The organism is Micromonospora sp. R311 (assembly GCF_056780015.1).
Map to the genome: position 1 here is coordinate 21,710 of NZ_JBSWCE010000025.1, position 14,245 is coordinate 35,954.

At 73.4% G+C, this 14,245-nt stretch carries 11 protein-coding genes; 6 read left to right on the forward strand and 5 right to left on the reverse strand.

All coding sequences use genetic code 11. The features are described 5' to 3' along the window. Positions 1 to 636 precede the first annotated feature (636 nt). Entirely contained in the window at positions 637 to 2,718 is a 2,082-nt protein-coding gene (locus tag AC1WTP_RS21365; RefSeq protein WP_481651032.1) for an NPCBM/NEW2 domain-containing protein, read from the forward strand. A 95-nt stretch (positions 2,719 to 2,813) separates the two neighbouring features. On the opposite strand, the gene AC1WTP_RS21370 is transcribed toward AC1WTP_RS21365, so the two are convergent. From AC1WTP_RS21370 to AC1WTP_RS21385, 4 genes are read right to left on the reverse strand one after another with little or no spacing between them, the layout of a single operon-like run. Continuing rightward, positions 2,814 to 4,973, reverse strand: coding sequence for an alpha-galactosidase (locus AC1WTP_RS21370; protein ID WP_481651033.1), 2,160 nt, complete (start codon positions 4,971 to 4,973; stop codon positions 2,814 to 2,816). Further along, positions 4,970 to 5,794, reverse strand: coding sequence for a carbohydrate ABC transporter permease (locus AC1WTP_RS21375; protein ID WP_481651034.1), 825 nt, complete (start codon positions 5,792 to 5,794; stop codon positions 4,970 to 4,972). Before AC1WTP_RS21375 ends, AC1WTP_RS21370 begins: the two co-directional genes overlap by 4 nt. Next, positions 5,791 to 6,726 (reverse strand): carbohydrate ABC transporter permease, encoded by a 936-nt coding sequence (locus AC1WTP_RS21380; RefSeq protein ID WP_481651035.1) that lies wholly within the window; start codon positions 6,724 to 6,726, stop codon positions 5,791 to 5,793. Before AC1WTP_RS21380 ends, AC1WTP_RS21375 begins: the two co-directional genes overlap by 4 nt. Further along, complete coding sequence (locus AC1WTP_RS21385; RefSeq protein WP_481651036.1) at positions 6,726 to 8,018, reverse strand: ABC transporter substrate-binding protein; 1,293 nt, start codon at positions 8,016 to 8,018, stop codon at positions 6,726 to 6,728. Before AC1WTP_RS21385 ends, AC1WTP_RS21380 begins: the two co-directional genes overlap by 1 nt. A 160-nt stretch (positions 8,019 to 8,178) precedes the next feature. Here AC1WTP_RS21385 and AC1WTP_RS21390 point away from each other — a divergent pair, with 160 nt between their 5' ends. From AC1WTP_RS21390 to AC1WTP_RS21410, 5 genes are read left to right on the forward strand one after another with little or no spacing between them, the layout of a single operon-like run. Then, positions 8,179 to 8,925, forward strand: coding sequence for an SDR family NAD(P)-dependent oxidoreductase (locus tag AC1WTP_RS21390; RefSeq protein WP_481651037.1), 747 nt, complete (start codon positions 8,179 to 8,181; stop codon positions 8,923 to 8,925). Between the two features lie 37 nt (positions 8,926 to 8,962). Then, positions 8,963 to 9,673 carry a FadR/GntR family transcriptional regulator gene (locus tag AC1WTP_RS21395; protein ID WP_481651038.1) on the forward strand — a complete coding sequence of 237 codons (711 nt, stop codon included), beginning with the start codon at positions 8,963 to 8,965 and terminating at the stop codon, positions 9,671 to 9,673. Continuing rightward, positions 9,670 to 10,815 carry a galactonate dehydratase gene (gene dgoD / locus AC1WTP_RS21400; RefSeq protein WP_481651039.1) on the forward strand — a complete coding sequence of 382 codons (1,146 nt, stop codon included), beginning with the start codon at positions 9,670 to 9,672 and terminating at the stop codon, positions 10,813 to 10,815. Before AC1WTP_RS21395 ends, dgoD begins: the two co-directional genes overlap by 4 nt. After that, complete coding sequence (locus AC1WTP_RS21405; protein ID WP_481651040.1) at positions 10,809 to 11,735, forward strand: aldose epimerase family protein; 927 nt, start codon at positions 10,809 to 10,811, stop codon at positions 11,733 to 11,735. Before dgoD ends, AC1WTP_RS21405 begins: the two co-directional genes overlap by 7 nt. Beyond that, a complete protein-coding gene (locus AC1WTP_RS21410; protein ID WP_481651041.1) occupies positions 11,729 to 12,616 on the forward strand; it encodes an SMP-30/gluconolactonase/LRE family protein in 888 nt (295 codons plus the stop codon). Before AC1WTP_RS21405 ends, AC1WTP_RS21410 begins: the two co-directional genes overlap by 7 nt. Before the next feature lie 119 nt (positions 12,617 to 12,735). Here the strand turns inward: AC1WTP_RS21410 and AC1WTP_RS21415 are convergent, their stop codons facing one another. After that, the gene (locus AC1WTP_RS21415; protein ID WP_481651042.1) at positions 12,736 to 14,004 is read right to left on the reverse strand and encodes an MFS transporter; all 1,269 of its coding nucleotides are present in this window, start codon (positions 14,002 to 14,004) and stop codon (positions 12,736 to 12,738) included. Positions 14,005 to 14,245 lie beyond the last annotated feature (241 nt).

Genomic DNA, 14,245 nt, shown 5'->3' on the forward strand with positions numbered 1-14,245 from the left:
GGCGCCGCCGCCCCCGGAAAGCTGGCACGTTACACCCTCGTGCACAGTGCCGGTTGGACAGACGAGGCACCGCCGGAGGGCTGGTAGCCGGGCGGCACCGACGGCTGACCGACGCCGTTGCGAGGTGCCTCGGGGTCGACCACAGATTCAACAGCGGTGGGGCCGGGTATGGCCCGGCCCCACCGCTGTCGTATGTCCTGCCGGAGTCGGGTGTGGACGCGCCGCGACACCTAGAACTCATAATTTACGAATTAATATTGACACCTGGCGGTGACCGGCGGCAAGATCCCGGAAACACACCTCAGGAGTACGGGCATGACTGGTCTGACAACCGACCGAGGATCCGTTCCACATCGGACCCGGATCCGCGACGCCGAGACCCACGTCGACCGGTTCGTCACCGCCACGTCGGGCGCCTCCGGCCGTTCGTCCGCGACGTCCGTCGTGAGTGGAACAGCCACCGCGCCCACGGCACCGGCCGCGAACCGCGCGGTGCCACTCCGGGCTCCGGCGCGACCGGGCGACCGGCCCCCGCGGCGGAGCGAGGTCCAGCCGGAGCACGTGCCGGGCCGGACGACGGCCGGCAGGTAGCTCGACGCGGCACCCGCCCCTCCACCGGCAGCGAAGGAATCCGATGTGAAACGACACGTACCGATCGCCCTGCTCGCCCTCGCGGCCGGCCTGCTGGTCGCGCCGACACCCGCGCACGCCGAGCCGGCCGCCGCGGTCGCCGGCGTCGCGCCGGCACCCCAGCAGGTGCTCAGTCCCACGCCCTACCAGGGCTGGAACACCTACTTCGGTCTCGGCGGCGACTTCTCTGAGGAGTCGGTGCGGCAGGTCGCCGACGCGCTGGTCTCCCGCGGCCTGGCCCGGGCCGGCTACGACATCGTCTGGCTGGACGGCGGCTGGCAGGACCCGGAGCCGCGGACGGCCGCGGGCGACCTGCAGGCCGACCGGACCCGCTTCCCGAACGGGTTGAAGCCGTTGGTGGACTACATCCACGCCAAGGGCCTGCGGGCGGGCATCTACACCGACGCCGGGCCGTACATCCCGGGCAAGTGCGGACTCGGCAGCGGCGGCTACTACCAGCGCGACGCGGACCAGTTCGCCGCCTGGGAGTTCGACGCGGTGAAGGTGGACTTCCTCTGCGGCATCGCCGCGGACCTCGACCCGAAGACCGTCTACACCGAGTTCGCCCACGCGCTGCGGAACAACGCCAGCGGCCGGCCGATCATCTTCAACCTGTGCAACCCGGTGACCTCGCCCGACTGGGGCGACTACCCGGAGGAGCAGCAGTCGACGTACTCCTGGACCTACGCGCCGGCGATCGCGCAGTCCTGGCGGACGTACACCGACGTGGGCTTCGTCGGCGACATCAAGTTCAAGGATGTGCTGCGCAACTACGACGTGAACGCGCGACACCCCGAGGTCGTCGGGCCGGGCCGGTACAACGACCCGGACTACCTCGCCCCGGAACTCGGGATGACCGACGAGGAGTTCCGGACCCAGATGACCCTCTGGTCCGTGGCCGCCGCACCCCTGGTGATCGGTAGCGACGTCCGCAAGCTCAGCCAGACCTCCGTCGACATCCTCACCGATCCCGACGTGCTGGGGATCAACCAGGACGCCGCCGCGGTCCAGGCCGTCCGGGTCGGCCCGGCCGGCACCACCGAGACGTGGGTGAAGCGCCTGGCCGACGGCGACCGGGCCGTGGTGCTGCTCAACCGGGGCGAGACCCCGGAGGTGGTGACCACGACGGCCGCCGAGGCCGGCCTGCCCGGCTCGCGGTTCACCGTGACGAACGCCTGGACCGACCAGGTCACCGAGAGCGCCGGCACGATCAGCGCCGCGGTTCCGGCCCACGGCGCGGTGCTGTTCCGGGTCGGCCCGGCGGAGGGCGAGCCGGGTGTGCCGCACGTGACCGCCGGCCTGCCGGAGGTGACCCGGGTCGGCGCCGACCCGGTGCCGGACGGTCACCTGCCCATGCTCGCCGGCGGCGACGAGGCGCGGGTCGAGGTGGTCGTCCGCAACGACGGGGCGCGGCCGGTGTTTGCGCCGCAGGTCGAACTGGCGACCCCCGCCGGCTGGACGGTCCGCCTCTCGGGCGCGGCGCCGGACCGGCTGGTTCCCGGCGGGACCGCCACGTACGCCTTCACGGTGGCGCTGCCGGACTCCGCCGAGCCCGGCGCCGCCTCCCTGACCGCCACCACGTCGTACCGGGTGCTCGGGCAGGGACGACTGCGGCAGACGACGGTGTCGGCGGTGCTCGTGGCGCCCGCGCCGCCGGACGGCGAGGTGGTCCTGTCGCACCACCGCTGGGTCAGCGCCACCAGTGGCTGGATGAGCCCGACGGTCGATGCCAGCGTCGGCGGCTGGTCGCCGATCAGCATGCTCGGTCAGGTGTATCCGACCGGCATCGGGGTCGCCTCGCCGTCCACGGTCCGGTACTACGTCGGCAAGGAGTGCGGCCGGCTGACCGCGGTCGTCGGGTTGGACGACGCGGTGCGCAACGTCGGGCCGGAGGGCGCGACGGCGACCTTCCAGGTGGTCGGCGACGGCCGGGTGCTGTTCGACAGCGGGGTGCTGACCCGCGACGACATCCGCCAGGTCGACGTCGACCTGACCGGCGTCCGGGTGCTCGACCTGGTGGTCGGTGACGCGGGCGACGGCGGCTACAACGACCGCGCCGACTGGGCCGGCCTGAACGCCAGCTGCTGAACCGCCGAACAGTCGCACCCGGGTGATGGTTCGCCCGGGTGCGACTGTCTTTTCGGCTGCTGCCGGCGCGGGGATCGCCCGGCCGGACGAGGGGGTCAGCCGCGGCGCAGGACGAACAGTTCCGCGTCGTGGTCCGCGGTCCACCGCACCGGCAGGCCCACCGCCGTGAGGTGGCTGCCGGAGTACGTGTGCTCGCCGTGCCGGTAGCTGGCCTGAGTGGCCAGCCCGCGCAGCGGCAGCCGGACCGGTCGGGAGGGCAGCAGCCCGTGCCCGTCGAGCCGGCCGGTGTGCCAGGCGAGCACGACGACCGTGTCGCCGTCCGGCGCGGTGTACTGCACGGCGCAGCGCGGCTGGTCGGGGCCGCCGATCAGGTGCACCTCGCCGTGCGTGATCACCTCGCGGACCTGCTTGTAGCGGGCGATCCAGCTCGCCGCCTCGGCCCGTTGCCGCGGCGTCCAGCGCCGGATGTCCGCACCGATGCCGAGCACCCCGGCCATCGCGAGCACGAACCGGAAGGCCAGCGAGCGGGGTCGCTGGTCGAACAGCCCGACCGCGTCGGTCACCCACGAACTGAGCAGGTGCGGGGCGTTGGCGTGCAGGAAGCCGTACTGGATGGCGAGCCGGTCCAGCGGGCCGGTGTTGTCGCTCGGCCAGAAGACGTCCGCGTGGGCGGCCATGGCGAGGTCGGTACGGGCGCCGCCGGCGGCGCACGCCTCGATCACCACGTGCGGGTGGTCCCGGCGCAGGGCCGCGTAGATCCGGTGCAGGTTGGCCACGTGGGCGCCGTCGAGGTCCGGCCGGACGGCCGCGCCGGGCCGGCCGGGTTCGGTGCGCGGCCGGTTGAAGTCCCACTTCAGGTATCCGATGTCGTGCTTGCGGAGCAGCCCGTCGAGGGTCGAGTGGACGAACTCGGCGGCCTCGGGGCGGCCGAGGTCGAGCAGGTACTGGTTGCGGATGGGGGTGATCGGCCGGTCGTCGATCGCGTAGACCCAGTCCGGGTGCTCGGCGTAGAGGCCCGATCTCGGGCTGACCGACTCCGGCTCGACCCAGAGTCCGAAGGTGAGGCCGAGCGCGCGGATCTCGGCGACGAAGGCGTCGAACCCGGCGGGGAACTTGGCCGGGTCCGGGGTCCAGTCGCCCAGCCCGCCACGGTCGTCGTGCCGCCCGACGAACCAACCGTCGTCGACCACGAAGGTCTCCACGCCGAGGTCCGCGGCGATCCGGGCCAGTGCCAGCTGGTTGCCGGCGTCGACGGCGAACTCGGTCGCCTCCCACGAGTTGTAGAGCACCGGCCGGGTCCGGTCGAGCCGGTCGCCGGCGAGCTGCCGCTGGTAGCGGTGCCAGACCCGGGCCAGCCCGTCCAGCCCGGCGTCGCTGTAGGCGCCGGCGACCACCGGCAGGGTGAGCCGCCCGCCGGCGGGCAGGTCCAGCCCGCCGTCGACCAGCCGGCGACCGGCCCGGACCCGGGTGAGCCCGCCGGTGTCCGGCTCGGCGACGAGCTGCCACGAACCGGTCCAGGCCAGTGCCACGCCCCAGGTGGGGCCGTCCGTCGCGGCCCGGTCCCGGACCGCCAGCCAGGGTACGAAGGTGTGCCCCGGCACCCCCTGCGAGCTGCCGATGGTGAACTGCCCGTGGCCGAGGTCGACGTGCGCGAGCTGGAACTCCTGAGCCCACTGGCCCCACTGGTAGCTCAGCCGGGCCCCGTGCGGGGTGGGCACGCAGAACCCGGCCGAGCCGGCCCGGGCCAGCCGCAGCGGAGCCGGACCGGTGTTCTCCAGCTCGACCCACCGCTCCACCACGTCGGTGCCGGCCGGGACGCGGTAGCAGTGCTCAGCACGTAGCCCCGTCACCGGGTCGGCGAACGTGACCCGCAACTGGCCGCTGTCAACGCTCGCGTGCTGGAAGCGCCAGGAGACCCGGCGGTCGCCGGTCGCCGTCTCGACGACCAGGTCGGCGCCGGCGAACGGGCGGGCCGCGTCGGTCGCGTACTCCACGGGCGCGAAGTCGCCGGCGGTGAGGAACGGGGTCGGGCCGGTGTAGCTGACCGGTGAGGGGCCGCCGGCTACTCCGGCCGGCCCCCAGCTGACCAGCTCCAGCCACCGGCCGTGCCCGGGTACGACGACGGTGTACTCGGTCTTGACCCCGCGCAGCGTCCACGGGCCGGCGAGCGGGGCCCGTTCGTCGCCCGCGTCCGCCACGGCGCGCGCGGCGGCGCGCTCGTAGATGTTGCCGGGTTCGTCGGCGGGCCCGCTCACTTGACGGCTCCGATCGCCAGGCCGGACACGAAGTGCCGCTGGAAGCGCAGGAAGACCAGCAGGGTGGGCACCGCCGCGATCACCGTGCCGGCGGCGATGACGTTCCACGAGGAGACGAACTGCCCCTGCAGGGCGAGCAGGGCGGGGGTCACCGGCATCCGGTCGTCGGTGCGCAGCACGGTGATCGCCCAGAGCAGGTCGTTGAAGATCCAGGTGAAGGAGAGCGCGCCGAGCGCGGCCAGGGCGGGCCGGGTCAGCGGCAGGATCACCCGGGCGAAGATCTGCGCCGGCCCGGCCCCGTCGATGGTGGCCGCCTCCTGGATCTCGCCCGGCAGGTCCCGCATGAAGCCGTGCAGCACGAAGGTGTAGAAGCCCAGCCCGAAGCCCACCTGCACCGCGATCAGCGCGGCGAGGGTGTCGTACAGGCCGGTCAGCTCGCTGAACTTGCTGACCGGGATGAGCAGGATCTGTGGCGGCAGCAGGTTTCCGGCGAGCATGAGCAGCAGGATCGTGCGGCGGCCGGGGATCCGGAACCGGCTGAGCGCGAACGCCGCCACCGCCGCCAGCCCGAGGCTGAGGACGACCGCGGGCACGGTGACCAGCATGCTGTTGACCAGCGCGCGCAGCTCACCGCCGTCGGTCCAGGCCTGCCGGTAGGTGTCCAGGGTGAACGAGCGTGGCAGGCTGCCCACCCCGTGCGCCGCGATGTCGTCGAAGGTCCTCGTCGACATGGCGACGACCCAGAGGATCGGGCCGAGCCAGAGCAGGGCCAGCAGGCTCATGCCGGTGTGGAAGGCGCCGGTGCGCAGCGCGCGGATCATGTGTCCTCCCGGAACGCGCGGACGAGGTAGCCGAGGATGACCGCGAGCGCGAGGATGAAGATCACCACTGCGATGGCGGAGCCGTAGCCCAGCCGCAGGCTCTGGAAGGCGGCGGAGTACATGTAGGTGCTGAGCAACTCGGACGAGTGGTAAGGCCCGCCGCGGGTCAGCGCCCAGACGATGTCGAACGACCGCAGCGAGTCGATCACGATGACCGAGAGCACCACCGCGTTGACCCCGCGCAGCTGGGGGATGGTCACCTTCCAGAGCCGCTGCCAGCCGTTGGCGCCGTCCACCCGGGCGGCCTCGTGCAGCGCCGGGTCGATCGCCTTCAGGCCGGCCAGGTAGAGCACCATGACGTAGCCGATCTGCCGCCACAGCGCGGGCAGGATCACCGCGTAGAGCGCGGTCTGCGGATCGGCGAGCCAGGGCCGGATCAGCTGCTCCAGGCCGACCGCGCGCAACAGTTGGTCGGCCAGCCCGTCGGGCTGGTAGAAGACCCGCCAGACGAGCGCGGTCACCACCAGCGAGAAGACCACCGGGGTGAACAGCGCCGCGCGGTAGAAGCCCACCCCGCGCCGCTCGCGCTGCAGCAGCAGCGCCATGCCGAACCCGCCGACGACCGACAGCCCGCCGAAGAGCACCAGCCAGATCACGGTGTTGACCAGCGCGCCCCGGAAGATCGGGTCGCCGGCCAGCTCCGCGTAGTTGTCGAAGCCGATGAAGGTGGGCGGTGCCAGGCCGTCCCACCGGGTGAGCGAGAACCAGAAGCCCTGCACGGCCGGCCAGAAGACCCAGATGCTCTCGACCGCGAAGGGCACCAGGACGAACGCCACCAGCAGCGGCGACGGGCGGTTCCGCCGGCGTCGCCGCTGCTTCGGCGTCGCGCCCGCCGCCGGTGACCGGGAGGTGGCCGGTGCGAGTGTCGCCATCAGCCCTTGAAGACCTTCTCGGCGCCGGCCTGCCACTCGCGCAGGATCGCGTCGATCTGGTTCGGCTTGTCGATGAACTTGGTGAGCGCGGTGTCCGCGGTCGGCTGCAACGCGTCGCTGGAGTCGCGGTTGAAGAACTGGGTCAGCTCGGCGGCGCTGTCCAGCATGGCCTTGCCCTTGGCGACCAGCGGGGAGTCGGCGGCCTTCGCCTTCGGGTTGGCCGGCAGCACGATGCCCGAGCTGCTCCTGATGTACGTCTCCTGCGCCTCCGCCGAGGCCAGGTAGGTGAGCAGGGCCTTGGTGCCGGTCGGGTTCGCCGTCTTGGCGCTGGCGAAGAAGCCGTCGGTGGGCGCCTCCTCGGCGACCGGCACCGCCGGGTCGATGATCGGGAACCGGAAGAAGTCGAGGTCGCCGAGGGCGTCCTTCGGGGCGGCGTCGGCGAAGAAGGTGCCGATCAGGAACATCCCGGTCTTGTTCGCCAGCAGCGCGGTGGTCGCCTCCTGGAACGGGTACGCCTTGCCCTTCGGGTCGAAGTAGGGCAGCACCTCGCGCCAGCGGGCGAAGACCGCCTTGACCCTCGGGTCGTCGAACCGCTGCCGGCCGGCGAGGAGTTCCCGGTGGAACGGGGCGCCGTTGATCCGGATGTTGAGGTAGTCGAACCAGGCCGAGGCGACCCACGGGGTGTCACCGAGGCCGATGCCGATCGGTGCGACGCCCTTGCCCTGCAGGGTCCGGCAGAGCGCGAGGAACTCGGTCCAGGTCTTCGGCTCCTGCACGCCCCACTTGGCGAAGTTGGACTTGCGGTAGAAGAAGCCCCACCAGTAGTTGGTCATCGGCACGAAGATCTGCTTGCCGGTCGGGTCGGTGGAGATGTTCCGCAGCGACCGGGGGTAGTCGCCCAGCCCCTGCCACACGTCGGAGACGTCGAGCAGCAGGTCCTTGCTGGCGTAGTTGTTGGCGACCGAGCCGGCGTACCAGGTGTAGAGGTCCGGCGGGTTCGCCGAGGTGAGGTAGGTGGGCAGCTGCGTGCGGTAGGTCTCGGAGGCGATCGTGTTCAAGCTCGCCCGACCCTTGCCCTGCTTGTTGAAGCTCTCGACGAGCTTCTCCATCGCCGCCTTCGCCTGCGGCGAGGAGAGGTTCGACTGGAGGGTGACCGCGCCGGACGCCTTCTCCGCCGGTCCGCTGGCGGAGCTGGCGCAGGCCGTCAGGAACGAGCCGGCGCCGAGCGCGCCGACGCCGGCGAGGCCGAGGTGCCCAAGGAACCGGCGGCGACCGGGGTTGAAGTCGGTCACGGGGGTGTCCCTTCCTCAGTGACACGGTGCGTGACAACGCGGTTGTGTCAGTCGTGTGAACGGTGTGGCCAGAAGGTTGCATCCGTCGCATGTGGCTGTCAAGATGTTTTACTAATTAATGATTAGATCATCGGGGTGACGGCGGACGGGGAGCCACCACATGCGACGACTGGACGGCAGGACCGCGCTGGTCACCGGGGCGCTCGGCGGGATCGGGGCGGCCACCGCCCGGCGACTCGCGGCGGAGGGCGCGGCCGTCGGACTGCTGGACGTACGCGACCCCACGCCGCTCGCCGAGGAACTGACCGCCGCCGGCGGTCGGGCGGTGCCGGTGGTCGCCGACGTCGCCGACGAGGCCGACTGGGCGGCCGCGGCGGCGACCGTGCGACGCGCGTTCGGGCCGGTCGACATCCTGGTCAGCAACGCCTACGCGGTCCAGGTGGCCCCCGCCCACGAGACCAGCCGCACGTCCTGGGACCATCAGCTCGCGGTCAGCCTCACCGGCACCTTCCTCGGCGTGCGGGCCTGCCTGGACGACCTCCGCGCCGGTCGCGGCGCGGTGGTGCTGGTCTCCTCGGTGCACGCGCTGGTGGGCCTGCCCGGCCGACCCGCCTACGCCGCCGCCAAGGGCGGCCTGGTCGCGCTCGGCCGCCAACTCGCCGTCGAGTACGGGCCGGAGGTCCGGGTGAACACCGTGCTGCCGGGGCCGATCCTCACCGCCGCCTGGGCCGAGGTGTCCGAAGCGGACCGCCGGCGCAGCGTCGCCGAGACGGTGGCCAAGCGGTTCGGCACTCCGGACGAGGTGGCGGCCACCGTGGCCTTCCTCGCCTCGCCGGACGCCGCGTACGTCACCGGGGCGAGCCTGGTGGTGGACGGTGGCTGGACCGCGGTGAAAACCTCAGCCTGACCGATCGATACCGACGAACCGATAGGTGCGAAGAGCATTGGCACAGTACGCACGCCGTGGCCTGCACGGGCAGACCGTCGAGGCGATCGCGCGCCGGATCCTGGCCGGGGAGATACCCGCCGGCGCGACCCTGGACATCGCCGCGCTCCAGGCGGAGCTCGACGTCAGCCTCACCGCGCTGCGGGAGGCGCTCAAGGTGCTCTCCGCCAAGGGCATCGTGGACGCCCGGCAGAAGCGCGGCACGTTCGTCCGGCCCCGGGCGGACTGGAACCTCCTCGACGGTGACGTGATCCGTTGGCAGTTCGCCGAGGGCGCCGACCCGCGGCTGCTGGACAAGCTGCACGAGGTCCGCACCATCATCGAGCCGGCCGCCGCCCGGCTGGCGGCCGGCCGGGCGACCGACGACGACCTGACCGCGCTGGACGGCGCGCTGGACGAGATGACCGCCGCGAAGGGCGATCCGGTCGCCGCCGTCGCCGCCGACCTGAGCTTCCACCGGGCGCTGCTCGCCGCCACGCACAACGAACTGCTGGAGCGGATGGAGGTGGTGATGGAGACCGGCCTCGCCGAACGCGACCGGCTGGTGCACGGCGGCGAGCCGCACGACGACCCGGTGCCGAGCCACCGGGCGGTGGTGGACGCGATCCGGTCCCGGGACGAGGCGGCGGCCGAGACCGCCATGCGGAGCCTGCTGGAGAAGGCCGTGCGGGACGTCGAGAAGGTGCGCGGGCGGAAGGGCGACCGGTGAAGATCGACCGGATCGAGACCTTCCTCGTCGCACCCCGGTGGCTGTTCTGCCGGGTGGAGACCGACGAGGGGCTCGTCGGCTGGGGCGAGCCCGTGGTCGAGGGACGCGCCGAGGTGGTCCGCAGCGCCGTCGAGGTGCTGGCCGAGTACCTGGTCGGCGAGGATCCGCTCCGGATCGAGCAGCACTGGCAGATCCTCACCAAGGGCGGCTTCTACCGGGGCGGGCCGGTGCTCTCCAGCGCCGTCGCCGGCCTCGACCAGGCGCTCTGGGACATCGCCGGGCAGGCCTACGGCGTCCCGGTGCACGCCCTGCTCGGCGGCGCGGTGCGGGACCGGGTGCGGGTCTACTCGTGGATCGGCGGGGACGAGCCGGGCGAGGTCGCCGAGGCCGCCGCCGCGCAGGTCGCCGCCGGGCTCACCGGGGTCAAGATGAACGCCTGCGGCCTGCTCTCCGCGATCCCCACCGCGGCCGAGGTGGACGCCGTGATCGCCCGGGTCGCCGCCGCCCGCGAGGTGCTCGGCGACAGCCGGGACCTCGCGCTGGACTTCCACGGCCGGGCCAGCGCCGCCGCCGCCCGCCGCATCCTGCCCGAGATCGCCGCCCTGCGACCGCTCTTCGCGGAGGAGCCGGTCCTCGCCGAACAGGCCCACCACCTGCACGACATCGTCACCTGCTCGCCCGTCCCGGTGGCCACCGGCGAGCGGCTGTACGGCCGCGGGGAGTTCCTCGGGCCGTTGCAGGCCGGGGTCGCGGTGGTCCAACCGGACCTGTCCCACGCCGGCGGCATCTCCGAGGTACGCCGGATCGCGGCGCTCGCCGAGACGTACGGTGCCGTGCTGGCCCCGCACTGTCCACTGGGTCCGATCGCGCTCGCGGCCAGCCTCCAGGTGGCCCTCGCGACACCGAACTTCCTCATCCAGGAGCAGAGCATCGGCATCCACTACCACGCCGGTTCGGAACTCCTCGACTACCTGGTCGACCCGGAGCCCTACCGGTTCGTCGACGGGCACATCCGGCGGCTGACGGCGCCCGGGCTGGGCATCACCGTCGACGAGGCGGCCGTCCGGGCCGCGGCGCGGACCGGGCACGCCTGGCGCAACCCGGTCTGGCGCCACGACGACGGCTCCTTCGCCGAATGGTGAGCGCGTCCGCCGAGGGCCGGCCGCCGGGGGCGCAGATCCCGGTGCCGCTGCGGGTCGGATCGGACGACCAGCGCGGCGGCCGCTGGACGACGCTGCGCGGCGGCGGCCGGGAGTGGCTCTGGCGGCGGTCGGGCACCGGCCGGGACCGGGTGCGCGCCGGTGACCCGTTCGTCGACGCGGGCGGCCTGGAGGAGTGCCTGCCGACCGTGCGCGGCCGGCCGGACCACGGCGACGTGTGGTCCCGGCCGTGGCGGACCATCGGCGCCGGCGCCGCCACGGTCGAGTGTCCGGACTTCGTCCTGACCCGGCGGCTCACCGAACGGTCCGGGGCGGTGGTCGCCGACTACCGGCTGGAGGCCGAGCCGGGTTACCGCTTCGTCTGGGCGGCGCACGCCCTGCTCGACCTCTCCTCCGCCGCCCGGCTGGACGCGCCCGCCGGGACTTCGACCCGGCTCTATCCGGAGGCCGCCGCGCTGCTGCCCGCCGACCGGTGGCCGGCCGGCGCCCGGTGGCTCACCGCGCCGTGGCCCGGGCCGGCCGGACTGCCGCTGGACCGGCTCGGCCCGGACGACGGCACCGCGGTCGGGGCGGTGCTGCTGGGCTGCCCGACCGTGCGGGTGGTCGACGGCACCGACCGGCTGACCCTGCACCTCGACTGCGACGGCCAGCCCCGCGCCACCGCGCTCTGGCGCAACCTGCGTGGCTGGCCGACCGACGCGCCGTACCGCAGCGTCGGCGTCGAACCGATGCTCGGCGCCGTCTTCGACCTGGCCGAGGCCGGTCCCGGCGACGCCGCCGAGGTGCCGTCGAGCGGCGAGGTCGGCTGGCGGTTGACCGTCACCGCGCACCGCGCGCCGGGAGGACGTCCCGACCCGCCCGGCAGCGCGCCTCGACCAGCGAAAGGAGCGACCCGGTGCTGACCGAACCGATCCCGTGGAGCGGTGACCGCCTCGAACTGGGCGAGGGCGCCCGCTGGGTGGACGGCCGGCTCGTCCTCGTCGACCTGCTCGCCGGTCGGCTGCTGGAGACCACCGGGGACGCGCCCGCGCCGTTGCGCGAGCTGTGCACCGTGGACGGGCCGCTCGGCGCGGTGGCCCCGATCGCCGGGCGGCCGGGCGGCTGGCTGGCGGTGGTCGGCACCGGCGTGGCGGTGCTGGACGGCGGGGGGACCCCGCAGCCGGTCGCGGACCTGGAGGGGGAGAACCCGGCCCGGGCCCGGATGAACGACGCGGTGGCCGATCCGCACGGCCGGTTCTGGGCGGGCAGCATGGCCTACGACGCCACCCCGGGCGCGGGCACCCTCTACCGGCTGCCGGCCGGCGGCCCGCCCGAGCCGGCGGTGACCGGGCTGACCATCAGCAACGGACCCGCCTTCGACGCCGGCGGCACCGTGATGTACCTGGCGGACACCCCGCTCGGCCAGGTGGACCGGTTCACCGTGGACCCGGCCACCGGTGCCCTCTCCGCCCGGGAGCCGTTCCTGCGCCTGTCGCCCGGCGAGGGCGCGCCGGACGGGATGACGGTCGACGCCGCGGGGCATCTCTGGGTGGCGCTCTGGGGCGGTCACGCCGTCCGCCGCTACCGGCCGGACGGGACGCTGGACCGGGAGATCCGCCTGGCCGCGGCGCAGCCCACCAGCGTCTGCCTCGGCGGGCCCGACCTGCGCCGGCTCTTCGTCACCACCGCCGCGCTGGGCCTGGCGCCGCGCGGCCCCGTCGACGGCGCGCTCCTCGCGGTCGACGTGGAGGTCGCCGGGCTGCCCGCCGCGCCGGCTGCGCCCCGGTCGCCGCTGCCGGTGTGATCACGTACGGGCGCCGGCATCGGCGCGATGCCGGGACCACGCCACCGGCGGTGTGGCAGGAGTACGCCCGACGGCGCCGGCCGCCACGGTCGCCGTTCCGACCGTGGCGGCCCGCGTCGTCACTTCGCGGCGGCCGGTCGCGGGACGACCATCCGGGACGTGTCGACCAGGACGAGGCCGACGATGCCGACGACCGGCAGCACGGTCAGCTGCCACAGCCCGGCGCCGGTCCAGTCCAGCGCGGCCACCAGCCGGGCGAAGAGCAGACCGGAGAAGGCGGCGGCGACGTAGTAGCAGAGCATGAAGAGGCCCGCGCCCCGCCCGACGTGCTCGGGACGGACGGCCCGCTGCATGGCGGTGGTGCAGTTGGTGAAGAGGAAGCCGCTGGCGAAGGTGCCCATCAGGAAGGCGAGCGCGTACTGGGCCGGCGCCGAGGTCGCGACCTGGTAGGTGACGTACGCGGTCACCGACGTGGCGACGAAGGCGCCGGCGAGCAGGTTGCGCTGGCTGACGCGGTCACCCAGCCAGCCGGCCGGCAGGGCCATCATCGCGCCGAAGCCCGAGCAGGAGACGGCCAGCGCCGCCTGCCCCACGCTGAACCCGAGCTCCTCCCGCAGGAACGTGGGGTAGAGGCCGAGGAAGCCGTAGAACACCAGCCCGGACACCGCGCAGGCGACGCCGAGGCCCAGCGTGTTGCGGTTGTACGGGCTGGCGGGCACGTGGTCGAAGGTCCCCACCGCCCGGGCGTTGGCGCCGGTGACCGCCTCGGTCATCCCCCTGTTGACGGTGGCGGCGATGAGCAGGCACATCAGCAGCCCGGCCGCCGCGAAGACGAAGAACGGTCCCCGCCAGTCGCCCCAGGCCGTGGCGATCTGCGTGCCGAGCAGGGGGCCGAGGAAGATGCCGGCGCCGAACGCGACACCGACGACTCCGGCGGCGACGGCGCGGCGGTGGAAGAAGAAGGCGCCGATGACGGCGTAGAGCGCGGTGGCCTGCACGCCCTCGCCGACGCCGGAGATCAGCCGGTAGGCGCTCATGTCGGCGAAGCCGGCGGCGAGCGGGATCGCCAGCGTCCCGAGCGAGTAGACCAGGACGCTGATCAGGATGATGGTCTTCCGGGACAGCCGGTCGACCAGGTAGCCGGCCGGCAGCCCGGCCAGCGCGAGGCCGAGCGTGAAGCCGGTCGCCAGCAGACCGCCCTGGTCCAGGGAGAACCCGAACTCCTGCCGGATCTCGGGCAGCAGCGGGTAGAAGATCTGCCGGTCCATCGCGTTGAGCATGTACGAGGCGCAGAGCACCGCGAAGCCGACGGCGACCGCCACCGGCGTCGTCGCCGCGGTGGATCGCGTGACCGGCGGCTCGGTCGGTTCCTGCAGAGTCTCCGTCACTGATGTCTCCCCTTCCAACTGGCGGGGACTGGGCGTCGCCCGCGGTGAGGGTGCGGATGGGCGTGGCCGGGGTCGTGCCGGTGGCGGGGCGCTCCGGGGGACGACCGGGCCCGGCAGCCTTCCGGGCTGGACTGCCGGACGCTGAGCGGTGGCGGTGCGGTTGTCGATCTGAAGCTTCCGCCCGACGCTTGACGGACGTTTGTCCGCCTGGTGGCCGCCGGGGCGTTGGCGTAACGATGGG

Excerpts from the sequence above, each read along its gene's own strand:
- AC1WTP_RS21375 (WP_481651034.1), bottom strand. The coding sequence starts at position 5,794 with ATGATCCGCGCGCTGCGCACCGGCGCCTTCCACACCGGCATGAGCCTG.
- AC1WTP_RS21380 (WP_481651035.1), bottom strand. The coding sequence starts at position 6,726 with ATGGCGACACTCGCACCGGCCACCTCCCGGTCACCGGCGGCGGGCGCG.
- AC1WTP_RS21390 (WP_481651037.1), top strand. The coding sequence starts at position 8,179 with ATGCGACGACTGGACGGCAGGACCGCGCTGGTCACCGGGGCGCTCGGC.
- AC1WTP_RS21405 (WP_481651040.1), top strand. The coding sequence starts at position 10,809 with ATGGTGAGCGCGTCCGCCGAGGGCCGGCCGCCGGGGGCGCAGATCCCG.